We start from the raw sequence: 19976 nt of genomic DNA, 5'->3' as shown, positions 1-19976 counted from the left end.
GTCGCCGCGACGGCGAGCAGCCACAGGATGCGGGGTGATCTCAACGATCGGGCGAGGAAGGACATGGGGCCCCCGGGGGAGTGGTCGGATCGACGACGACGCCCGGACGGCTCGGGAGTTGCCCCTCCCGGACCCCGCGTCACCCGCGCGGTTGGCTCCGCCGGCAGACTCCCATACCCATCGGACTACGTCAATGCTTCCCGGCGCATGGGGGTGTGCGGGATGCCGTCCTCGACGTACTCCGGGCCGCTGACCGTGAAGCCGTGCCGCGCGTAGAAGCCGACCAGGTGCGACTGCGCCGCCAGCACGCTGGGGCGGGCGCCGACCTCGGTCAGGGCCGCCGTCATCAGCCGGCCCGCGTACCCGCCGCGGCGCGCCCGCTCGGCCACCACGACCCGGCCGATCCGCGCCACACCGCCCGGATCGGCCAGCATCCGCAGGTACGCCAGCGGCACCCCGTCCTCCTCCAGCCAGACGTGCCGGGTGCCCGGCTCGACGTCGCGGCCGTCCAGTTCCGGGTACGGGCACGCCTGCTCCACCACGAACACGTCGATCCGCAGCCGGAGCAGGTCGTGGAAGGTGCGGGCGGACAGGTCGGCGAAGGCGGCGGAGCGGAGTTCGGTGTGCGGCACCCCGCGATGGTAGGGCGTCTCCGGGCGGGCAGCGGGATCAGGTTGGTGGCCGTCGCGGCGCGCCACGACGGCGTACCACCTGGATGCCGGCGGCGAGCGCGAGCAGCGCGACGACCGCGGCCGCGACCACCCACGGGCCCAGTTCGCCGACCCACGAGCTGATCGCGCTCTGCACCCGGCCCGCGCCCTCGATCACCGGGTCGTCGCCGCCCCCGTTGGCGAACAGCCGGATCTCGTACCAGCCGTACCACGCGACGTAGCCTCCGGTCAGCGCGAGCAGCACGCCGGCGACCCGGCCGAGCAGCGGGCCGGCCCGGCGGGCGCGCCGCACCAGCGACTCCCGCGCCAGCGCCACGGCGAGGGCCGCCGCGCCGACCACCAGACCCATCCCCACGGCGTACGCGACGAACAGGCCGATCCCGGCGCCGGTCGAGCCGGCCCGGAACGCGGCGACCACCACCGCCAGGAACGGCCCGATGGTGCAGCCGAGCGAGGCGATCGCGTACGCGGCGCCGAAGAGCACCATGGACATGAAGCGCAGCCGGACCGCCGGCCCGGTGGACACCTTCGGGGTGAAGGCGGGCAGTTGCCGGCCGGCGAGCAGCCAGCCGCCCGCCACCACGAGCGCGAGGCCGATCAGCACCGACACCCAGGGCAGCCGGCGGGCGATCGCGTCGGCGGCGGGCGCGGCGAGCAGGCCGAAGGTCCCGAAGACGGCGACGAACCCGAGGGTCATCGCCCCGGTGAGCGCCAGCGCCCGGGCCACCGGGGCGAGCGGCCCGCGGTCGGCCGCCGGGCCGTCCCCCAGCACCAGCACCGACAGGTACGCCGGCAGCAGCGCGAAGCCACACGGGTTGATCGCGGCGAGCAGCCCGGCTCCGAGCGCCAGGCCGTACGGGGCGTCTGGCATTGACGTTCAGCTCAGGCCGTTGATGCGCTGGCGGGCCTCGGTCGTGCTGAGCGGGCCGGAGTGCACGACCTTGCCGGTGGAGTCCAACAGCACCCAGTACTCCTGGGTGGTCACGTCGAACTTCCGCCAGACCTCGCCCTTGTCGTCGGCGAGGTTCGGGAAGCCGCCGATGCCGGTGTCGGCGATGAAGCGCTTCATGGCCCCCTCGCCGCTGCCCAGGCCGGCCACGCCGACCAGGTTCGCCTCGGCCGCGGTGTCCCGCTGGATGGCCGCGACGTCGTCGGCGGCGGCGCGGCACCGGGTGCACCAGGCGGCCCAGAACCAGAGCGCGGCCGGCTTGCCGGCCAGGCTGGCCCCCTCGAAGGTCTGCCCGTCGACCGTACGTGCGGTGAACCGGAGCGTCTCCGGCACGCTGGCCGGCGGGGCGCCGGTCGGGCTGGCCGGGGCGCTGGTGGTGGCAGCGCCGCCGGTCGCGGTGGCCGGCGCGGGGGTGCCGGGCGCCCCGGCCTGGTCGTCCGACCCGGCGCAGCCGACGAGGGCGGCGGCGGTCATGGTGATGACGGCCAGGCCGGCGAGGCGGCGCGGGCGGCGTGCCGAGCGTCCGAATTGCATGATCGGATCTTAGTCCGCTGCGCGCCCGGCACCCCTTACCGAAGGGTTACGTCGTCAGGAAGGGCGGGCGCCGACGGCGTCGCGGATCTTGGCGCCCTGCTCGCCTTCCTCGGCGCGGGCGCAGTGCGCGGAGCAGAAGAACCGACCGGACACCTCCACCCCGTGGCCGACGATCTTGACCTGGCAGTGTTCGCAGATCGGCGCCATCTTGTGGATCGCGCACTCGAAGCAGTCGAAGGTGTGCGTGGCGCCGCTGCTCGTATGCACCTCGAACGCCATCCAGTAGTCGTTACCGCAGACCTCGCAGGTCGCCATGACAAACCCCCCGATTGTGGACACGTAACGCAAGCGTCGAACACGTGACACGCTTCGGCAACCGGAACCGGCGAACCTGATCCGGTTCCACGGCGAGTCGTCCTCGGCGTGTCGGCCGTTGGAACCGGTGGAACACCCGACCCCCGGAGGAAAGACGTGATCAAGCGCAACAAGCTCTTCGGCAACCAGACCCGCGTCACCTTCTGCCTCCCCCGGGACGCCCCGCCCGGGACCGTCAGCGTGGTCGGGTGCTTCAACGGCTGGGAGCCCGGTCGGCACGAGTTGGTCACCCGCCGGGACGGCACGCGCACGATCACGGTCAAGCTCGGGCCGGGCGAGTACCGCTTCCGGTACCTCGCCACGGGTGGGGTCTGGCTCGACGATGACTCCGCCGACCGGATCGACGAGCAGGGCAGCCTGCTGCTGCTCTGACCCCGCCCGTCGCGGCAGATACGACTTACCTCCATCGATGTTTTTATCGACAGGGGTCTTTACTGTTAACAAAGTTTAACTTACCTTGGGTGGCATCTTCAGCAGCCTCGTCCGCAAAGGAGATGCCGCCATGCGTCGAAGAGTCACCCTCCCGTTGGTCGCGACGGGCGCCGTTCTGTCCTCCCTGGCCGTCGCCGCGCCGGCCCAGGCACACGGGTACGTGTCCGGCCCGCCCAGCCGGCAGGCGCTCTGTGCGCAGAACCGGGTGCCCGACTGCGGCCAGATCAAATGGGAGCCGCAGAGCGTCGAGGGCCCCAAGGGGCTGCGCAACTGCCACGCCGGGATCGCCCACTTCGCCGTCCTCAACGACGACAGCCGGGGCTGGCCGGCCACCAGCGTCGGCAGCACGGTCACGTTCACCTGGACCAACACCGCCCGGCACGCCACCAGCAACTGGGAGTACTTCATCGGGAACACCCGCGTCGCGGTGTTCAGCGGCGGTGGCCAGCAGCCTCCCGCCACGGTGTCGCACACCGTCAACCTCGGTGGATACTCCGGGCGGCAGAAGGTCCTCGCGGTGTGGAACATCGCCGACACCGCCAACGCCTTCTACTCCTGCGTCGACCTCCAGATCGGAGGCGGCGGCGGACCCACGCCGACCACGCCACCGCCGACCACCCCGCCACCGACCCCGACCGCCGCGCCCACCACCCCCGCCCCGGGCGGCACGTGGACGGCGGGTCGCGCCTACCAGGTCGGTGACCAGGTCACGTACGGCGGAGCCACGTACCGGTGCCGCCAGCCGCACACCGCGCTGCCCGGCTGGGAGCCGCCTTACACCCCGGCCCTGTGGACCCAGGTCTAGAGCCGGTGCCGACCCGGGCCCAACGGGTGCGGCCCGTACCCAGAGCGTGCCGCACCCGCCGACCGCACCTCGGCGCCCTGCTCGCCGTGCTGCTGCTGGCCGGCGGCTGCACCGGCGGCCCGGGCACCGCCGCGCCCGCCCCGCCCCCGGCGAACACGCCCGCGAGCACACCGGTGAGCCTTGCCGGGGTCGACGCCCCGTTCCTCACCGCGATGGTGGCGCACACCGAGCGGACGCTGGAGATCGTCCGCCTGGTCGAGGGGCGGCTGACCGACGCCCAGCTGCGGACCCTGCTCGACGCGATCGAGGCGACCGAGTCCGACGAGCTGCGGACGATGCGAACCTGGCTGCGGGACGCCGGCCGGCCCACGAGCGGGGGCGCGCACGACCACGCCGGGCACGCCGGCGCCGACGACCTCGCCCGCCTGCGCGCCGCGGCCCCGGCCGACGTGGACCGCGAACTCCGCGCGGTGCTCGGCGCCCACCAGCGCGCGGCGGCGGACCTCGCCCACGCGCATCTCACGGTCGGCGGCAGCGCGTCGGTGCGCGAGTTGGCCGAGCGGGTCGCCCGGTCGCGTACGGCGCAGACGGCGCTGCTGACAGACGGCTGACCGGGGGTGGGAGCCCGGAGGCGGACGGTCAGCTCTCGCGCGGTTCGAGCCGGATGGAGACCGAGTTCACGCAGTGCCGGGTGTCCTTCGGGGTGAACCCCTCACCGTGGAACACGTGCCCGAGGTGGCTGTCGCACCGGGCGCACCGGATCTCCGTCCGGACCATGCCGAGGCTGCGGTCCTCGATCTCCTTGACCCGGCCCGGGATGGCGTCGTCGAAGCTCGGCCAGCCGCAGTTCGAGTCGAACTTGGTGTCGCTGGCGAACAGCTCCAGCCCGCAGGCCCGGCAGTGGTAGACGCCGGGCGTCTTGGTGTCCACGTACTCGCCGGTCCACGGGGCTTCGGTGCCGTGCTCCCGCAGCACCCGGAACTCCTCGGGGCTGAGCCGGACCCGCCACTCGTCCTCGGTGCGGGGCAGTTCGGTGTCGTCGAGACTCACCCACCAACGGTACGTCGGATGTCGGAGCCATCGCATAGGGTCGCGGAATGGGTGGCACGAAGGCCGCAGCCGAGGAGATCGAGGTCTCCGGGCACCGCGTCCGGCTGAGCAGTCCGGAACGGTTGATGTTCCCGCAGCGCGGGTTCACCAAGGCCGACGTCTTCCACTACTACCTGGCGGTCGGTGACGGCATCATGCGCGCCCTCCGCGAGCGGCCCACGACCCTGCAACGCTTCCCCGAGGGCATCGAGGGGGAGATGTTCTTCCAGAAGCGGGTGCCGACCCGGGGCGTACCCCCGTGGGTCGAGACCGCGGAGATCAGCTTCCCCAGCGGCCGGACGGCGGCGGAGCTCTGCCCGGCCGACCTGGCCCACGTGGCGTGGGCGGCGCAGATGGGCACGGTGGTCTTCCACCCGTGGCCGGTCCGTGCCGCCGACCCGGACCGCCCCGACGAGCTGCGCGTCGACCTCGACCCGCAGCCCGGCACGGATTTCGCCGACGCCGCCACCGCCGCGGCCGAGCTGCGGGGAATCCTCGACGAGCTGGGGGTCGCCGGCTGGCCGAAGACGTCCGGCGGCCGGGGCGTCCACGTCTACCTGCGCATCCAACCCCGCTGGACGTTCGTCGAGGTGCGCCGGGCGACGATCGCGCTGGCCCGGGAGCTGGAGCGGCGCCGGCCGGAGCTGGTCACCACCGCCTGGTGGAAGGAGGAGCGCGGCACCCGCGTCTTCGTCGACTACAACCAGATGGCGCGGGACCGGACGATCGCGTGCGCGTACTCGCTGCGGGCCAACGCGCGGGCCACCGTCTCCACCCCGCTGACGTGGGACGAGCTGCCCGACGTCGACCCGGACGACTTCGACCTGCGCACCGTCCCGGCCCGGCTGGCTGAGCGGGGCGACCCGCACGCCGGCATCGACGACGCCCCGTGGGACATCACGCCCCTGCTGGAGTGGGCCGAGCGGGACGCCGCCGCCGGGCAGGGCGACATGCCCTATCCGCCGGACCACCCGAAGATGCCGGGCGAACCACCGAGGGTTCAACCAAGCCGCGCGAAGCGGCCTACCAGCTAGAACTTCGATCCGTCGAACGTGGACGGGGGTAGCATAACGCTGACTCGCCGGATAATCTACCTCCGTGCTTCTCTTCCATGCGACGACCGCTGAGGCGGCGGATGCGATCGCTCGCGGCGGCTTCCGGGACGCCGAGGGCAGCTACATGCTGGTCGGTGCGACGCTTCGGGGCGTCTTCGTCGCCGACGAGCCGCTGACAGTCAACGAGGGCTGCAAAGGCGAGGACCTGGTGGCGATCGAGCTGCCGGCCGAGGTCGACCTCGGCGACTTCGAGCTCGTCGAGGACGGCAAGGGCTACCGCGAGTGGTGCGTGCCCGCTGGGCTCCTCAACGCCGGTGCGATCCGCCGACTCAGCGAGGACGAGGCGGAGGCCGCGCGCGAGGACGCGTTGCTGCGTCGGTGTGTGCAGTGACCTCGCCGCAGATCTCCGACCTCGCCGCGTCGTTCCGGCGGTCCCTGCGCGCCGCCGGCAAGGCCGAGCGCACGCAGGTGCTCTACGGCCAGTCGATCCGGTTCTTCTGCGACTGGCTCACCGCGCAGGGCCGGCCGACCACCCTCGACCAGCTCAACCGCCACGCCATCTCCGCGTGGCTGGCCGACCTCGCCGAGCGAGTCGACATCGAGACCGTCCGCACCCGGCTGCGCGGGATGCGCCGGTTCTGCCGCTGGCTGGTCACCGAGGGCGAGCTGGACAAGGCACCCACCGAGGGCGTCGAGATGCCGGCCAAGTCGGAGAAGCCGGTACGCGTCCTCACCGACGACGAACTCGGCAGGCTGATCAAGCTGTGCCAGGTGCCCCGCGGGAAGGCCGGCCAGTACGACCGGCGGATCTTCGACGGCCGGCGCGACGAGGTGCTGCTGCGGCTGCTCGCTGACTGCGGCCTGCGCGTGTCCGAGCTGGTCGGGCTGGAACACCCCGAGCACGTCGACCTGGACCAGGAGATCGTGTTCGTGACCGGTAAGGGCAACCGGCCGCGGGCCGTGCCGTTCGGCGCCCGCACCGGCCAGGCCATCGACCGGTACCTGAGGATCCGGTCGGCGCACCCGTACGCCAAGCGCACCCAGCGGCTGCTGCTCGGCGAGCGCGGCCCGATGACCGCCGACGGGGTGCGCTGGCGGCTGGAGGTGCTCGGCCAGGCCGCCGGCGTGTCCGACCTCCATCCGCACGCGTTCCGGCACACGTTCGCTCACCGCTGGTTAGCGGAGGGCGGTCAGGAGCGGGACCTGATGCAGCTCGCGGGCTGGCGCAGCGACGCGATGCTGTCCGTGTACGCCCGGTCGACGGCGGTGGAGCGGGCCCGGGCGTCGCACCGCCGGATGGGTCTCGGTGATCGGCTTTGAACGGGCCAGTTCGATGCTTGATATCGAGAACGAGGTCAAGCTTGTCACCGAGATCGGTGGTTCTGGGGAGTGCTGTGCCTGGCGTTTGCGCTATACGCACCGTCACGGGGGTCAGAATGCCCCTTTTTGCAGATGGCGAGAAAGCCAACTGTGTAGTTCGACTGGCCGAGGAGGCAAACCGCACTGACCTGCGCAGATGCGCTTGGGAGCCGCACGAACGCGTGTGCGATGCGAACCAAACACAACGATGGTCGACCAAAGCGGTATCGGCGGTGACCTGCGAAGTGCCGAGAATCGTCACCGCCGACTGGAGTTAGTGCGTTCTGCTTGGCAGGATGGACGAAGCAAGCGCGGGACCTCACCGACGCGATCAACGTAGATGAGGTCCCGCACACCTGGTTACACATCCCCACCTCGAGGGGCCTAATCCTCGGGCGGGAACCGAGCGCAGACGGCAGCCGGCCGTGTTGCACTCATGCACAGGCTAGCGACGCACAGCGCATGTCGCTAGTCGACGAGACTGAATACGACTGAATACGGCTACCTAAGCCGGTCCGTCGTAACGCAGCGTCACCGTGCACCCGTCCGAGGGACTCGGGGTGGCTCACCGAAAAGGGAGCCCCGATGTCCGCTCTGCGAGCCAAGCTCGCCGCCCACTGCAAGTGGGCCAACTGCGACGACCGCACCGCCGCCACGGCACCGGCCCGCCAGGGCTTCAACGACCGGTTCCTGACCCAGGCCCGGGAGAAGTACGGCGACCTGCCGGACACCGAACTGGCGATCCGCGCCGAGAGCCTCCGCAAGGCGCACTTCGCCCGGATGGCGTACCGGTCCGCCGAGGTCCGCCGGGGCAAGGCCGCCGCTCGCAAGGCCGCGCCGGACGACATCTCCTCGACTGACCAGCCCGCACGCACCGCGTGACGGGCTCCGAGTCATGCCCTGAAACGACATCGGCCCGACGGTGGGCGCCGGGCCGATCACAACCTAGTCCTAGGAAGGGACTTGCTGTGAAGAACAGTACACGACCCCCTGACAAGCGGGTCACCCACCGCACCGTCCTCGACCTCGCCCGGTTCGTGGACAACGGCGGCATCGGACTCACCACCGACGCCGCCGACTACGCCATCAAGTCCGGAGAGCGCCTCTACGGGGACGTGGAGGTCCACACCGGCAAGGCTGTGCTCGCGGAGGAGGGGGTCATCGTCCGGCTGTCCCACGCCCTGCGGAACGCCGCCACGGTCACGGTGGTCGGCGAAACCCCGATGGTCATCGCTCAGGCGCTGGCCCGTGAGATCGAGCTGCGCGGATGAGCGCCACCTGCGATGTCTGCGGCACCGCGCCGGCCGGGGTCTACATCGAGGTCACCGACCCGGAGGGCGTGCGAGACGAGCACCGGTCGCGGTGGTCCTGCGCCAACGCCGAGCACCGCGCCCGGGCGGAGGCGACCGTCGGGCACGGCGGCCGGGCGTTCACCGTGACCGACGTGGACTCCGGAACCGGTTCCGGGATCCAGACCGAGCCGGTGACCCTCGCCGAGAAGTTCGAGGCCTACGACAGCGATCACCCCGAGGTCTACGCCACGCTGCGGGCCCTCGCGTTCGAGTGGAAGCGCCGGACGGGCCGTCACCGGCTCGGCATCGCCGCCCTCTACGAGCGGGCCCGCTGGGAACTGTCGCTCCAGACCGGCGAGTCGCCGTCGTTGGACCACAACTTCCGCGCCTTCTACGCGAGGAAGTTGATGAAGGCAGAGCCGAGCCTGGACGGGATGTTCGAGCTGCGCCGCAGCGTCGCCGACGAGTGGGCGGCGGCAGCATGAGCACCTTCTCCATCGCATACGACCCGACCACCAAGCTGGAATGCCGGTGCGGCAACCGGGTGGACGCCGTCCACATCGAGGTGGAAGACCGGCCGGTGTGCAGCTTCTGCGCCCCCGACGTGCCGGCGTTCGCGGACCTGGCGGACAGCCTGGACGACCTGGACGGCGTGCTGGCCCTGGCCCCGGACAACCTGCGCGGGATGCTCGCGGAGGACGCGTTCCGGATGCTCGCCGCCATCGTCGACGCCCGGGTGCCGGACGGCCACGGCGCCGACCCGCTGCTGCCGGACGACGCGTTCGTCGCCGAGCTGCTGCGTCGGGCCGCCGCGCTCGAGGTAGACCGGGACAAGATCCTGGCGATCGTCGGCGCGCTGGTGCCCGGCTTCAGCATGAAGACGTTCGGCGCCATCGTCGACCGGCTGCGCGAGCAGGCCGCCGCCGCGTCTGCCCGCGGCACCGCCGAGGCCGCGCAGATGCAGGCCGCGGTGCTGCTGCTGTCCCGCGCTCCGGCGGGCTCCACCGTCGCCGGGGCGGTCGAGCGGCTCGGGCTCGACTTCGACCGGTTCACGGGGGCGGCCTTGACTGCCGCCGCTTCCCGTGGCGTGGCGGTCACCGACCTGCCGCCCGACCTCGTCAACGACCTCATCACCGCGTCCAAGAAGGGCAACTCATGAGCGTCTCCCCGCAGATGATCAACGTGTTCCAGTCCATGCCGGCGTGGCCCGACGAGGGCGTCATCGATCCGTTCCGGCCGTACGAGCTGGCCGCGGTCGACAAGTACAACAGCACCGTGCTGGGCATCGACGACTCGCTGTTCGAGTTCAACGCCGTGACCCTGACCAACGCCGCCGAAGCCGGGATGGACCCGGTCGCGTACGGCCGGGACGTGGTGGCGCTCCTGCGCCAGTGGGCCACCGCCCTGGACGTGCTGGACGCCGACCTGCGCGACGACTCCGGCCGCCTCTACAACGCCGCCGTCCGGCTCTTGCAGTACGAGGCGGACCGGCTGATTGAGACCACCAACCAGGTGCACCGGGCGATCGTCCGGCATCTGCTCGGCAGCGCCGGTCCGGTCCCCACGGACGGGTACCTCCGCACCTCGAACGGGCACATCCAGCTCACTGCCAACGCGGCTGGCTGACCGGCGCCACCTTCGCCCCGCCCGGGATCGGCCGGCATCGCGCATCGAGCGCGCGACGGGGCACGTGTCACCCCTTCAGCAGGACCGGAGGCTCTCTTGGGCGTGAAGTTGATCGTCGAGGTGCTCGACCACGCCCCGGCCAACTTGACCGCGGTGGACCGGCTGTTGCTGATCGCCATCGCTGAGGACGCGAGGGACACCACCCGCGAGGGCTACCCCGGGTGGGAGTTGATCGCCCACCGGATGGGCTGGTCCGGACACAAGGACGGCGGTAAGAACGCGGTCAGCACCGCTTTGGCGGCCATGGCCGCTCGGGGTGTCGACGTACGTGTACCACTCGCCACCGACAAGAACGGGCGGCCGGTGTACGCCGTCCGGGGGCGGCGCGCGACCTACCGGATCCCACCCATGGAAAGGGTGGCACCTACTGCCACCCAAACCCCGGAAAGGGTGGAAGAGAGTGCCACCCATGATGGGTGGCAGCCAGTGCCACCCATAGACGAGAAAGGGTGGCAAATCCGGGGTGGAAAGGGTGGCAAATCCGGGGTGGAAAGGGTGGCACTCTCTGCCACCCCACCCCTCATACACCCCTCAATAACCCCTCACACCCCACGCGACGGATCGGAGAACCCCGAACCCCCGCCGCCGAAGACGAACCGGGGCAAGCAGCAGACCCTCATCGCCGAAAGCGCCATCCGGCTACCGGAGGCAACGCAGATCGTCCTCGACGGACTCCACGCCGCCGGCTACCCCAACGCCACCCCCGACGACGCCGCCGCCGTCCACCGGGCCGTCTGCCAGCGGTACCCAGGCAAGGTGAACCTCCGCTACCTGCGGACCATGGCCAGCAACCGCAGCTACGCCCCGTTCTACGAAGACGTCCGGACCGCCCGCGGCGAGCAGGTCGAAGCCGCCATCCGCGACCTCCAACGCACCGAACCCGCCTGCGAACACGACACCCCGGCCGGGCGGACGCTGCACCCCACCACCGGGCTGCTGCTGTGCGCGCTGTGCCGTCAGGGCCTACCGGCCCGCCCTGAGCCACGCGAGACCACCCACCCGGTCGTCCTCGCCGCCCTGAACGCCTACCGCGACCACACCAGCGGCCCGCTCAACGCCCTCACCCTCATGCGGATCACGCAGGAGGCCACCGCCCTGCACAACCGGCACGTACCCGCCGAGATCGTCGCCCACCTCGCCGCCAAGGCCGCACAGAGCAACACCGGGCTGCTCGCCGCAGCCACCGCACAGCGAAGGGACCGCTCATGACCGACACGCGCCAGGACACCCGGACGCCCGCCTACGACCTCGCCGCCGAGCGGGTCGTCCTCGGCGCACTCATGACCGACCCGAAGCTGATCGACGAGATCGCCGCGAAGCTCACCGCCGACGACTTCTACCGCCCGGTCCACGGCGAGCTCTTCACCGCGATCGTCAACGCCCACGACGCCGGCATCCCCACCGAACCGCTCGCCCTCGCCGGTCACCTCGCCGACCAAGGCCGGCTCGACCACATCGGCGGCGGCCCGTACCTTCACACGCTCGTCGCCAGCGTGCCCACCGCCGCCCAGGCCGGCTGGTACGTCGACCGGGTCGCGGAGATGGCCACCCGCCGACGGCTGGAAGCCACCGGCATCCAGATCACCCATGCGGCCACCAACCCCGGCTACACGGCCGAGCAGGTCGCTGGGCTGGCCGAAGACCTCCTCCGGCAGGTCCAGCCGCGCCGCGACGACGACAACATGGTTCCGCTCGGCGCGCTGCTCAGCGACGGCCTGGAGGCGATCGAGCACCGCAAGGACGCCCCGGTCGGCCTGATGACCGGATTCTCGGATCTCGACCGGCTCCTCGGCGGGCTCCGCAAGCAGCAGTTCATCACCGTGGCCGCGCCCACCGGCGCCGGCAAGAGCGTGTTCTTGACCGACATCGCCCGGAACCTGGCCATCCGGCAGAAGGCCACCGTGGCCATGTTCACGCTGGAGATGTCCAAGGAGGAGCTGTTCGAGCGGATCATCTCCGCCGAAGCCAGAGTCCCGTACCACACGATCCGCACCGGCACCCTCGACGACCGGGACTGGCAGCGCGTCTCCAACGCGCTCGGCCCCATGTCCACCGCGCCCCTGTTCATCTGCGACCAGTCCGAGATCACGGTCCGGCAGATCCAGAACAAGTGCCGCATCCTCGCCAACCGGCACGGCCTCGACACCGTCATCGTCGACTACACCCAGCTCGTGCAGCCGAGCAGGCGCTGCGCCAGCGAACAGGAACAGATCTCCGACGTCAGCCGCGCCCTCAAGCTCATGGCCGGCAACCTCGACGTCCCGGTGATCGCCGCCGCGCAGATGAACCGCGGCCCCGACATGCGCGCCGACAAGCACCCCCAACTGTCCGACCTGCGCGGCTCCGGGTCGATCGCCAACGACAGCAACGTGGTGATGTTCGTACACCGCCCGGACTACTACGACAAGGAGTCGCCCCGGGCGGGGGAGGCCGACATCGTGGTCCGCAAGAACCGCGGCGGGCCGACCGACACCGTGACCGTCGCGTCCCAGCTCCACCTGTCCCGCTTCATCGACATGGCCATCCTCTGATGTCCCAGTCGTGGGCGGGTGGATCCACACGGAAGTGGCGCCGCATCAGGGCCCACGTCCTGCAACGCGACGGTCACCGCTGCCAGCTCCGGCTGCCAGGCTGCACGACGCGTGCCCAGCACGTCCACCACGTGCTCGGCAAGGAACACGGCGACGACCCCGCCCACCTGCTGGCTAGCTGCGCTAGCTGCAACCTGCGAACCGGCAAGCCCATCGGTGACCCTGCACCGCAGCCGCGCACACGATGGTGACAACGCCCTGACCTGCGGTTTTTCCGGGCCGACCCTGGACCGGAGGGACAGCCCGCCCTGTTTTTCCCCCTCCCGGGGTCCCCTCCCCGGTCAGGGGTCAGCCGGCCTTCCGGCGGCTCACGATGACCTGGGGCCGCAGGCGCGGCTTGACCGGCACGGTGAGCGCCGCGTAGACGGCTCCGGCGGCGCTGTAGGCCGCGTCGCAGTGGCCACCGCCGCGGCGTTCGAACCGCCACCCGTCGCCCTGGTGGAGCTTCTGCGCTCCGGCCACGTGCGCGTCCTGTAGCCCGTCGCCGGGGTGGAGGATGCGGCGGGCGGTGACGAGGTCGGCGAGGCCCATGCAGGCGGCGGTGACGTCGCCGCCCTTCAGCTCGAGGTAGGTCCGGTCGCGCTGGGGCTTGCTGGGCCGCAGGATGGGCGCCAGGGCCGCCGCCGGGCCGGATGGATACCAGGCGACGACGCGGGGCCGGATCTGGTCGAGCAGGACGGCCAGTTGGGCGCGCGCTTCCCGCGTGGACGACCATGCGGCCACCGGCTCGACCCTGACGCGGCCGTCGTCGAGCTGCGCCGCCGCGGTGAGAGTGACGTGTTGCCCGTCGGGCGCGACGTCGATGCAGGCGGCGACCCGGTCGCGGAGGGAGTCGAGGTTGCCGGCGGGGTCGCGGCAGTCCTTCCATGCGGTGAGGTCGACGGCGGAGTCCAGGCTGTCGACGCGCTGGCAGAGAACCTCGGTGCGGAACACGGCGGGCGGGTCGGTGCCGAGCGCCGAGCGGATGGCTTGCTCCGACACGGTGTGCCCGAGGCCGGGGTTGGCCTGCGCCCACGCGGCCGGGTCGTCGAGGTCGCATCCGTCCGGGCCGGACCATTCGAGGATGCAGATCGACGGGTCGGCGCCGGCGAGGGCCGCGTCACGCAGGTGGTTGAGCACCACCGATTCGTCGTCGCCGGCGTTGGAGATGCACCAGACCTGGGCGGACGGGCGGGCGTTGGTGGTCTTCGACAGGGCGGACCAGGCGAGCCAGTCGCGTTGCTGGCGGATCTCGTCGAAGTTCAGGTGGTCGACGCTCAGGCCGCGGCCGGCGGACCGGTTCGCCGCTGAGATCTTGTAGCGGGCGCCGGAGGTGAGCCGGAGCCACTCGTCGCCGTTGCGGGCGGAGACCTTGTCCAGTTCGGCGGACAGCTCGGGTACGTCGCGGATGGTGTCCTGGCTGGCGGTCCACACCTCGCGGGCGAGGCTGACGTCCTGGCCGACGCCGAGGACCAGGCGGGCGCCGCCGACGAAGAGTTTCCACAAGGTCACGACCCGGGACAGGTGGGTTTTCCCGTTCTGCCGCGCCACCAGGATGATCACGACGCGGAAGCGGTAGGTGCCGTCGGGGTTGAGCTCCAACCCCCGGATGACGGCCTCTTCCTGCCACGGCAGGAGCGGTTCGCCGAGCACGCCGTTCGCGAAGTCGATGACGGAGTACCCGTCGGTCGTCTTGCGGGTGAGCCGGCGCAGCGGCTCCGTCGCTAGCCGTGGCTCACGCCGACCGGTGAGCTTCTCGGACGGCTTGGAGCTTGCCCTTGCCCTGCCCACCGGCCGCGCCCCCCTTCACGATGGCGGCGCGGGACCGTGGGGTGGCGCCAAGCGACTCGAGGCAGGCGAGCAGTCGGGGGCCGAGCTTCTCCAGCACGTCCGGGTCGCCGCGGGCGTCGTCGATGGCCTTCGCGTACTGCTCGGCGAGCCGGACGGCCGCCGTGTCGACGTCGGCCGGGTTGAGGTTGCGGATCGTCTCGGCGACCGCGGGCCCGAGCATCGCGTCGACGGAGCGGAGCTGACCGGCCATCCCACCGCCTACCTTACGAACCTGCGGCACATCCGAGCTTTCACCTTGGGATCGTAACGCGAACGGCGTGTTAACCTTCGGATCGTGAAGTGGCGGGGGTTGCTGCGGCTGGGGCGGGCCGACACGCCGCCCGCCCGCATGACCCCCCACCGGCCGGCCGCCCGGTTCTCCGTCGAGGTGCCGCCGGAGATGTTGCAGGCGATGACCGGCGGCGGGGCGATCGCGCCCCGGATCTCCCGCGACGAGGCGCTCCAGGTGCCGGCCGTGCTGCGCGCGCGGAACATCATCTGCGGCGCGCTGTCCACGCTGCCGATCCGCGTACACAGCCCCGACCGGCGACTGGTCACCGACGTGACCTACCTGCCCAGCGGCAACATCGACCCGAACATCGCGAACAGCGCGGTGAAGGCGCAGATCTACGAGGATCTGTTCTTCGAATCGATCAGTTGGCTCAAGGTCACTCGGTTTGGGTGGCACGGCTACCCCGTCGAGGCCCGCCACGTCCCGGTCGGCAGCGTGCACGTCGCGCCGGCCGGCGGGCTGATGCCGGCGCAGATCAGCCCGGACCAGCCGTTCCCGGTCGACGGGCAGGTCTACATCGACGGGATGCCGGTCCGCGACGACGAGATCATCCGGTTCGACTCACCGAACCCGCCGCTGCTGCGCCACGCCGCTCGGGCGATCCGCACCTGCCTGCTGCTGGAGCGCACCGTCGCCACCTACGCGAAGGACCCGCTGCCGCTGGGCTACTTCGCACCGAAGGGCGACATCGAGCCGCCCACCCCGGAGCAGGTCGAGGAGATCCTCGACGACTGGGAAGAGGCCCGGCGGGATCGGTCGTGGGGCTACGTCAACGGGGCGCTCGAAGCGAAGACGTTGCAGTGGTCGCCGGAGCAACTCCAGCTCGCCGCCGCCCGGCAGCACGCCGTGCTCGAGATCGCTCGGGCGACAGGACTCGACGCCGAAGACCTTCAGGTGAGCGTCACCAGCCGGACGTACGCGAACCAGGAGCAACGCTGGCAGGCGCTGATCAACACGAGCCTGGGCCCGTACGTGACCGCGGTGCAGGAGCGGCTGTCCATGCGGGATGTGCTGCCCCGCGGCTACGAAGCCCGAATCGACTTCGGGGCGTTCCTGCGCGGAGACACGAAGACCCGCATGGAGACGTACAAGGTCGGCCGGGAGGTCGGCGCGTACGACGACGAGCGGATCGCGGACCTGGAGGACATCCCCGTCGCCAGCGTCCGCAACGCCAGCAAGCCCCAGACGCCGCCGGCCGCGCCGGCCACCGCGCCGGAGTCGACTCCACCCGGCACCCAGCAGGAACGCAGGGAGGATCGCGTGCCACGCGAGATCGTCAACTTCGACGCCGGCGAGTCGGTGCAGCTCCAGTTCGAGGCGCCCGACCCGCAGGACTTCCAGGTGGACCCGGAGCGCCGCACCATCACCGGCCTCCTGCTCCCCTGGGGCAAGGTTGCCAACAACGGCATGGGCAAATGGCGGTTCACCAAGGACTCGGTCAGTTGGTCCGAGGTCAGCCGCATCAAGCTCAACCAGCACCACGACAGTCGCGACCTGATCGGCGTTGCCACTCGCCTCCAATCCGCCTCGCGCGGGCTGGTGGGGACTTTCAAGGTCGGTCGCGGTCCCGAGGGTGATCGTGCGCTGGAGAAGGCCGAAGACGGCATCCTCGACGGCTTCTCGGTCGAGGTCGACTTCAACGACTTCGACTCGTGGCAGCCGGACCCGACCGACGAGTCGGTGCGCCTGGTTCGTCAGGCGAATCTCCGCGGCGTTGCCCTCACGGGTACCCCCGCTTTCGACGACGCCCGGCTGACGAGCGTCAAGGCCAGCAGGAATCAGAAGGGAACCCACATGCCCACCAATCAGGGCACGGGCCAGCCGGACGCCGCGAACTTCGACTTCGACGGGTACATGTCCGGCCTCGCCGACAAGATCACCGAATCGCACAAGAGCCTCACCACGTCGCTGTCCGAGTCGATCGGCGAGTCCGTGTCGGCCGGGGTGAAGGCGGCGCTGGAGAACATCTCCGCCCCGCAGGACGGCCCGCAGCCCGTCCGCGCCGCGCGGTACACCGTCACCCGCGAAGCCCCGATCTACTCGTTCGACGGGGCCGGAAACTCGCTGGTCCGGGACGCCTGGTACGCCGGGCAGGAGCACGACGACGACGCCGTCGACCGTCTGCGTAAGTTCCGGGCGCAGACCGAGGAAGTGGCGAAGCTGGCCCGTAGCGCCCTGCGCTTCCACCAGTCGCCCGGCCTGCCCCAGCAGTTCGCCACCGTCACCACCGGCACCGCGTCGCAGGTCATCCCGCCCGGCTACCGGCCCGACCTGTTCGTGCCCATGCTTCAGCAGGGCAGGCCGATGGTGAACGCCCTGTCGCAGGGCGTCATCTCCAACGCCACGCCGTTCGTGGTGCCGGTGTTCGGCTCCGCGACCGGCGCGACCGCCGACCACGCCGAGGGCGTGAACCCGACCGACGGGTCGCTGACCTTCACCACGAAGACGGTCACCCCGGGCGCGATCTCCGGCAAGCTCATCCTCACCCGCGAGATCGTCGACTCGTCGAACCCGGCGATCGACCAGATCGCGCTCCAGGCGATGAACGAGTCGTACGCCCGGCAGACCGAGGCGAAGGTGTACACGCTGCTCAACGGGGCCAACGGCGCGGGCGGCACCATCACCACTGGCCTCGTGCCCTCGGGCGCGCAGGCGGCCACGTTCGCCTCGACCGGCGGCACGCCGTACGCGGAGGCCGCGCTCATCAAGGGCATCCGCGCGCAGCTCGCCGCGTACCCGTTCAAGCGGTTCGGCGCGCCGGGCATCGCGCTGATGGGCCAGAACGCCACCAGCATCATGGCCACGGTCACCGACTCGACGGGCCGGCCGCTGTTCCCGTCGATCGGCGCGACCAACGCGGCCGGGCTCGGCAACGCGATCACGCAGGGCTGGTCCGTCGACGGGATGCCGTTCGTGCCGGCGTGGGCGATGACCGGTGTCGCCGCGGGTGACTCGCAGATCCTGATGCTCAACCCGTCGGACGCGTGGGTTTGGGCCTCGCCCACCCTGACGTTCAAATTCGAGGAAAAGTCGGGTCCGGCGCTGATCGAGCTGGCGCTGTTCGGCTACTTCGCCACCCACCTGCTGCGGCCGGTGGGCCTGTCGGGCATCCGGATCACCCCGTAATGAGCGGCGAGAAGACGCAGGCGCGGCCGACCGAACCGGTGAAGCAGTCACCGGCGAAGAAGGCCGCGCCCGCGGCGAAGCAGAAGCAGGAACCGGTGGCCCGGGCCGGCGGCTACGTCGACCGGGGCGACGGCAACGGCTGGGAACTCGAGGAGGCGGAGTAGATGGCGCTGCTGGCAACGCAGGACGCGTCGGCCGGACTGGCCAACGTCACCATGTCCGCCGCGTCCGGTGGTGGGGACACCATCGCGGCGGGCAGCCGGGCCGCCGGCTGGGACCTGGGCGTGTTCCTGCTCGTGCGCAACGCGGACGCCACCTCCACCACTGTGACGGTGGACGGGGTGCCGTTCAGCGTGCCGGCGACCACCGGCACCGCGGTCATCCCCGTCTACCGGACGGCGGCCGGCACGGTCCTGACCGTCACCTATTCGAAGGTGACCAGCCTGACCGTCGCCGCCGTCCAGCTCGCCGGGAAGTAACCATGCCCTGGGCGCCGGCGTACCTGACCTCGGATGAGCTGAAGGCGTTCATCCGGGTCACGGACGTGGACGACGACGTGGAGGTGGCCTCGGCGATCGAGGCCGCTTCCCGCGCCGTCGACGACCACTGCTCGCAAGGCCGGACCCCAGCGGACCGGCAGTTCGGGCAGGTGGCCGCGCCCGAGGCGCGCCGGTACACGGCCAGGCCGCGCGGCTGCCGGTGGGTAGTCGAGATTGACGACCTGATGGACGTCACCGGCCTGACCGTCGCGGCGCCGGCCGGTGCGATCACCCTGTATGACCTGACGCCGGTCAACGCCGCCGCCGAGGGTCGGCCGTGGACGCATCTGGCAGTCGACCCGGACTCGACCATCCAGCCGACCGGCGAGGCGTACGAGGTGACGGTCACCGCGAGGTGGGGTTGGTCGGCGGTGCCGGTGACCGTGAAGAACGCCACGAAGTTGCAGGCGTCGCGGTTCCTCGCCCGCCGTGACTCTCCGTACGGGGTGGCCGGCTCACCGGATCAGGGGTCGGAGCTGCGGCTACTCGCCCGCGTCGACCCGGACGTCGCCGTGATGCTGCGCCCGTACGTGCGGCGGAAGTGGGTGCTCGGATGAACCTCGAAGACGTCGCCGGCGAACTGCGCACCGCCCTGGGCGCCATCACTGGACTACGCCGGCCGCCGTGGGGCGTCGAGAAGATCACCCCTCCGGCGGCGCTCATCGCCCTGCCGGAGCGGATCGACTACGACCTCGCCTATGGGCGGGGCGGGGACCGGATCCCGGACCAGTCGGTGATCGTACTGGTGGCCAATCCGACGCAGCCTGCCGCTCGCCGGGCGATCGCCAAGTACGCGGACGGGTCGGGCCCGAAGTCGGTCAAGGCGGCGATCGAGGCGCACACATACACCGCCTGCGACACGGTGCGGGTCGAGTACGCGGAGTTCACGCCCGCCACGTACGCCGGCACCGAATACCTGGCGGCGATCTTCCACCTGGACATCACTGGAAAGGGCGCATAGGCGATGGGTTACCAGCACGGCAGGCACACGCAGATCACCGTCGGCGGTGACGACATCAGCGCGTGGACGAACACGTCGGAGATGACCCGCGGCGCGGCGGGCCACAACGTGACGCACTACGGCAAGAACTCCGAGGTGCACGACGGCGGGCTGAAGAACGGCCAGTTCACGTGCGGCGGCACGTACGACAACACGGCCACCACCGGCACGCACGCGGTGCTGAACCCGCTGGTCGGCACCGTGGTGGAGATCATCCGGAAGCCGGAGGGCACCGGCACCGGGAAGCCGCAGCAGACGTTCGACGCGCTGCTCACGCAGTACGTGGAGACGAACCCGGTGGCGGACATGGTCACGTGGTCGGCGCAGTTCACGATCAGCGACGACGTCGCCGAGATCGCACAGGTCTGAGGA

Annotated in this window: 26 protein-coding genes; 19 read left to right on the top strand and 7 right to left on the bottom strand. The window is 71.1% G+C overall.

Annotated elements, in window-relative coordinates:
* Nucleotides 1–185 precede the first annotated feature (185 nt).
* From ACN26Y_RS29990 to ACN26Y_RS29975, 4 genes are all read right to left on the bottom strand, one after another.
* Entirely contained in the window at nt 186–632 is a 447-nt protein-coding gene (locus ACN26Y_RS29990) for a GNAT family N-acetyltransferase (protein ID WP_422734017.1), read from the bottom strand.
* A gap of 37 nt (nt 633–669) precedes the next feature.
* Nucleotides 670–1542, bottom strand: coding sequence for a cytochrome c biogenesis CcdA family protein (locus ACN26Y_RS29985; RefSeq protein WP_422734016.1), 873 nt, complete (start codon nt 1540–1542; stop codon nt 670–672).
* A gap of 6 nt (nt 1543–1548) precedes the next feature.
* A complete protein-coding gene (locus ACN26Y_RS29980; protein ID WP_155334357.1) occupies nt 1549–2094 on the bottom strand; it encodes a redoxin domain-containing protein in 546 nt (181 codons plus the stop codon).
* Between the two features lie 114 nt (nt 2095–2208).
* Nucleotides 2209–2469 carry a Prokaryotic metallothionein gene (locus tag ACN26Y_RS29975; protein ID WP_155333397.1) on the bottom strand — a complete coding sequence of 87 codons (261 nt, stop codon included), beginning with the start codon at nt 2467–2469 and terminating at the stop codon, nt 2209–2211.
* A gap of 156 nt (nt 2470–2625) precedes the next feature.
* Between ACN26Y_RS29975 and ACN26Y_RS29970 the strand changes: the two genes are divergently transcribed.
* The 3 genes from ACN26Y_RS29970 (at nt 2626) to ACN26Y_RS29960 (ending at nt 4377) form a co-directional block, all read left to right on the top strand.
* Nucleotides 2626–2901, top strand: a complete 276-nt coding sequence (locus ACN26Y_RS29970; protein WP_155333396.1) for an isoamylase early set domain-containing protein — start codon at nt 2626–2628, stop codon at nt 2899–2901.
* 130 nt (nt 2902–3031) lie between these two features.
* On the top strand, nt 3032–3766 hold the full coding sequence (locus tag ACN26Y_RS29965) for a lytic polysaccharide monooxygenase (protein WP_155333395.1): 735 nt from the start codon (nt 3032–3034) through the stop codon (nt 3764–3766).
* A 5-nt stretch (nt 3767–3771) separates the two neighbouring features.
* The gene (locus ACN26Y_RS29960) at nt 3772–4377 is read left to right on the top strand and encodes a DUF305 domain-containing protein (protein WP_370463281.1); all 606 of its coding nucleotides are present in this window, start codon (nt 3772–3774) and stop codon (nt 4375–4377) included.
* Nucleotides 4378–4405: 28 nt separating this feature from the next.
* On the opposite strand, the gene msrB is transcribed toward ACN26Y_RS29960, so the two are convergent.
* Nucleotides 4406–4816: a peptide-methionine (R)-S-oxide reductase MsrB gene (gene msrB / locus ACN26Y_RS29955; protein WP_155333394.1), complete on the bottom strand. Its 411-nt coding sequence runs from the start codon at nt 4814–4816 to the stop codon at nt 4406–4408.
* Nucleotides 4817–4863: 47 nt separating this feature from the next.
* Between msrB and ligD the strand changes: the two genes are divergently transcribed.
* From ligD to dnaB, 10 genes are all read left to right on the top strand, one after another.
* On the top strand, nt 4864–5889 hold the full coding sequence (gene ligD, locus ACN26Y_RS29950; protein WP_422734015.1) for a non-homologous end-joining DNA ligase: 1026 nt from the start codon (nt 4864–4866) through the stop codon (nt 5887–5889).
* 64 nt (nt 5890–5953) lie between these two features.
* Nucleotides 5954–6301 carry a hypothetical protein gene (locus tag ACN26Y_RS29945; RefSeq protein ID WP_422734014.1) on the top strand — a complete coding sequence of 116 codons (348 nt, stop codon included), beginning with the start codon at nt 5954–5956 and terminating at the stop codon, nt 6299–6301.
* Nucleotides 6298–7230, top strand: coding sequence for a tyrosine-type recombinase/integrase (locus ACN26Y_RS29940; RefSeq protein ID WP_422734013.1), 933 nt, complete (start codon nt 6298–6300; stop codon nt 7228–7230). Before ACN26Y_RS29945 ends, ACN26Y_RS29940 begins: the two co-directional genes overlap by 4 nt.
* A 624-nt stretch (nt 7231–7854) precedes the next feature.
* Entirely contained in the window at nt 7855–8151 is a 297-nt protein-coding gene (locus ACN26Y_RS29935; RefSeq protein ID WP_422734012.1) for a hypothetical protein, read from the top strand.
* Nucleotides 8152–8237: 86 nt separating this feature from the next.
* Nucleotides 8238–8540 (top strand): hypothetical protein, encoded by a 303-nt coding sequence (locus tag ACN26Y_RS29930; protein WP_422734011.1) that lies wholly within the window; start codon nt 8238–8240, stop codon nt 8538–8540.
* Nucleotides 8537–9046, top strand: coding sequence for a hypothetical protein (locus ACN26Y_RS29925; protein ID WP_422734010.1), 510 nt, complete (start codon nt 8537–8539; stop codon nt 9044–9046). Before ACN26Y_RS29930 ends, ACN26Y_RS29925 begins: the two co-directional genes overlap by 4 nt.
* A complete protein-coding gene (locus tag ACN26Y_RS29920; protein ID WP_422734009.1) occupies nt 9043–9720 on the top strand; it encodes a hypothetical protein in 678 nt (225 codons plus the stop codon). The genes ACN26Y_RS29925 and ACN26Y_RS29920 overlap by 4 nt, the downstream gene beginning before the upstream one ends.
* The gene (locus ACN26Y_RS29915) at nt 9717–10187 is read left to right on the top strand and encodes a hypothetical protein (protein ID WP_422734008.1); all 471 of its coding nucleotides are present in this window, start codon (nt 9717–9719) and stop codon (nt 10185–10187) included. The genes ACN26Y_RS29920 and ACN26Y_RS29915 overlap by 4 nt, the downstream gene beginning before the upstream one ends.
* 555 nt (nt 10188–10742) lie before the next feature.
* Nucleotides 10743–11456, top strand: coding sequence for a hypothetical protein (locus ACN26Y_RS29910; RefSeq protein ID WP_422734007.1), 714 nt, complete (start codon nt 10743–10745; stop codon nt 11454–11456).
* The gene (dnaB, locus tag ACN26Y_RS29905; protein WP_422734006.1) at nt 11453–12778 is read left to right on the top strand and encodes a replicative DNA helicase; all 1326 of its coding nucleotides are present in this window, start codon (nt 11453–11455) and stop codon (nt 12776–12778) included. The genes ACN26Y_RS29910 and dnaB overlap by 4 nt, the downstream gene beginning before the upstream one ends.
* 348 nt (nt 12779–13126) lie before the next feature.
* On the opposite strand, the gene ACN26Y_RS29900 is transcribed toward dnaB, so the two are convergent.
* Both ACN26Y_RS29900 and ACN26Y_RS29895 read right to left on the bottom strand, forming a co-directional pair.
* Complete coding sequence (locus ACN26Y_RS29900) at nt 13127–14608, bottom strand: terminase (protein ID WP_422734005.1); 1482 nt, start codon at nt 14606–14608, stop codon at nt 13127–13129.
* Nucleotides 14553–14858, bottom strand: coding sequence for a terminase small subunit (locus tag ACN26Y_RS29895; RefSeq protein WP_422734004.1), 306 nt, complete (start codon nt 14856–14858; stop codon nt 14553–14555). Before ACN26Y_RS29895 ends, ACN26Y_RS29900 begins: the two co-directional genes overlap by 56 nt.
* 84 nt (nt 14859–14942) lie before the next feature.
* Between ACN26Y_RS29895 and ACN26Y_RS29890 the strand changes: the two genes are divergently transcribed.
* Genes ACN26Y_RS29890 through ACN26Y_RS29865 form a run of 6 tightly spaced genes read left to right on the top strand, consistent with a single transcriptional unit; the run spans nt 14943 to nt 19973 of the window.
* A complete protein-coding gene (locus ACN26Y_RS29890; RefSeq protein WP_422734003.1) occupies nt 14943–18065 on the top strand; it encodes a phage major capsid protein in 3123 nt (1040 codons plus the stop codon).
* Nucleotides 18065–18229: a hypothetical protein gene (locus ACN26Y_RS29885; protein ID WP_422734002.1), complete on the top strand. Its 165-nt coding sequence runs from the start codon at nt 18065–18067 to the stop codon at nt 18227–18229. Before ACN26Y_RS29890 ends, ACN26Y_RS29885 begins: the two co-directional genes overlap by 1 nt.
* A complete protein-coding gene (locus tag ACN26Y_RS29880; protein ID WP_422734001.1) occupies nt 18230–18544 on the top strand; it encodes a hypothetical protein in 315 nt (104 codons plus the stop codon).
* Between the two features lie 2 nt (nt 18545–18546).
* On the top strand, nt 18547–19161 hold the full coding sequence (locus ACN26Y_RS29875; RefSeq protein WP_422734000.1) for a hypothetical protein: 615 nt from the start codon (nt 18547–18549) through the stop codon (nt 19159–19161).
* On the top strand, nt 19158–19565 hold the full coding sequence (locus ACN26Y_RS29870; protein ID WP_422733999.1) for a hypothetical protein: 408 nt from the start codon (nt 19158–19160) through the stop codon (nt 19563–19565). The genes ACN26Y_RS29875 and ACN26Y_RS29870 overlap by 4 nt, the downstream gene beginning before the upstream one ends.
* A gap of 3 nt (nt 19566–19568) precedes the next feature.
* Complete coding sequence (locus tag ACN26Y_RS29865) at nt 19569–19973, top strand: hypothetical protein (RefSeq protein WP_422733998.1); 405 nt, start codon at nt 19569–19571, stop codon at nt 19971–19973.
* Nucleotides 19974–19976: the final 3 nt, after the last annotated feature.

The organism is Micromonospora sp. WMMD558 (genome assembly GCF_049315255.1).
GTDB lineage: Bacteria > Actinomycetota > Actinomycetes > Mycobacteriales > Micromonosporaceae > Micromonospora.
The sequence above is the reverse complement of the archived record's forward strand: the minus strand, read 5'-3'. Positions and strand labels throughout refer to the sequence as shown.

Coding starts and splice junctions, on each gene's coding strand:
- ACN26Y_RS29985 (WP_422734016.1), bottom strand. CDS start 1,542: ATGCCAGACGCCCCGTACGGCCTGGCGCTCGGAGCCGGGCTGCTCGCC.
- ACN26Y_RS29980 (WP_155334357.1), bottom strand. CDS start 2,094: ATGACCGCCGCCGCCCTCGTCGGCTGCGCCGGGTCGGACGACCAGGCC.
- ACN26Y_RS29975 (WP_155333397.1), bottom strand. CDS start 2,469: ATGGCGACCTGCGAGGTCTGCGGTAACGACTACTGGATGGCGTTCGAG.
- ACN26Y_RS29965 (WP_155333395.1), top strand. CDS start 3,032: ATGCGTCGAAGAGTCACCCTCCCGTTGGTCGCGACGGGCGCCGTTCTG.
- ligD (WP_422734015.1), top strand. CDS start 4,864: ATGGGTGGCACGAAGGCCGCAGCCGAGGAGATCGAGGTCTCCGGGCAC.
- ACN26Y_RS29935 (WP_422734012.1), top strand. CDS start 7,855: ATGTCCGCTCTGCGAGCCAAGCTCGCCGCCCACTGCAAGTGGGCCAAC.
- ACN26Y_RS29925 (WP_422734010.1), top strand. CDS start 8,537: ATGAGCGCCACCTGCGATGTCTGCGGCACCGCGCCGGCCGGGGTCTAC.
- ACN26Y_RS29920 (WP_422734009.1), top strand. CDS start 9,043: ATGAGCACCTTCTCCATCGCATACGACCCGACCACCAAGCTGGAATGC.
- ACN26Y_RS29915 (WP_422734008.1), top strand. CDS start 9,717: ATGAGCGTCTCCCCGCAGATGATCAACGTGTTCCAGTCCATGCCGGCG.
- dnaB (WP_422734006.1), top strand. CDS start 11,453: ATGACCGACACGCGCCAGGACACCCGGACGCCCGCCTACGACCTCGCC.
- ACN26Y_RS29895 (WP_422734004.1), bottom strand. CDS start 14,858: ATGGCCGGTCAGCTCCGCTCCGTCGACGCGATGCTCGGGCCCGCGGTC.
- ACN26Y_RS29885 (WP_422734002.1), top strand. CDS start 18,065: ATGAGCGGCGAGAAGACGCAGGCGCGGCCGACCGAACCGGTGAAGCAG.
- ACN26Y_RS29880 (WP_422734001.1), top strand. CDS start 18,230: ATGGCGCTGCTGGCAACGCAGGACGCGTCGGCCGGACTGGCCAACGTC.
- ACN26Y_RS29875 (WP_422734000.1), top strand. CDS start 18,547: ATGCCCTGGGCGCCGGCGTACCTGACCTCGGATGAGCTGAAGGCGTTC.
- ACN26Y_RS29870 (WP_422733999.1), top strand. CDS start 19,158: ATGAACCTCGAAGACGTCGCCGGCGAACTGCGCACCGCCCTGGGCGCC.
- ACN26Y_RS29865 (WP_422733998.1), top strand. CDS start 19,569: ATGGGTTACCAGCACGGCAGGCACACGCAGATCACCGTCGGCGGTGAC.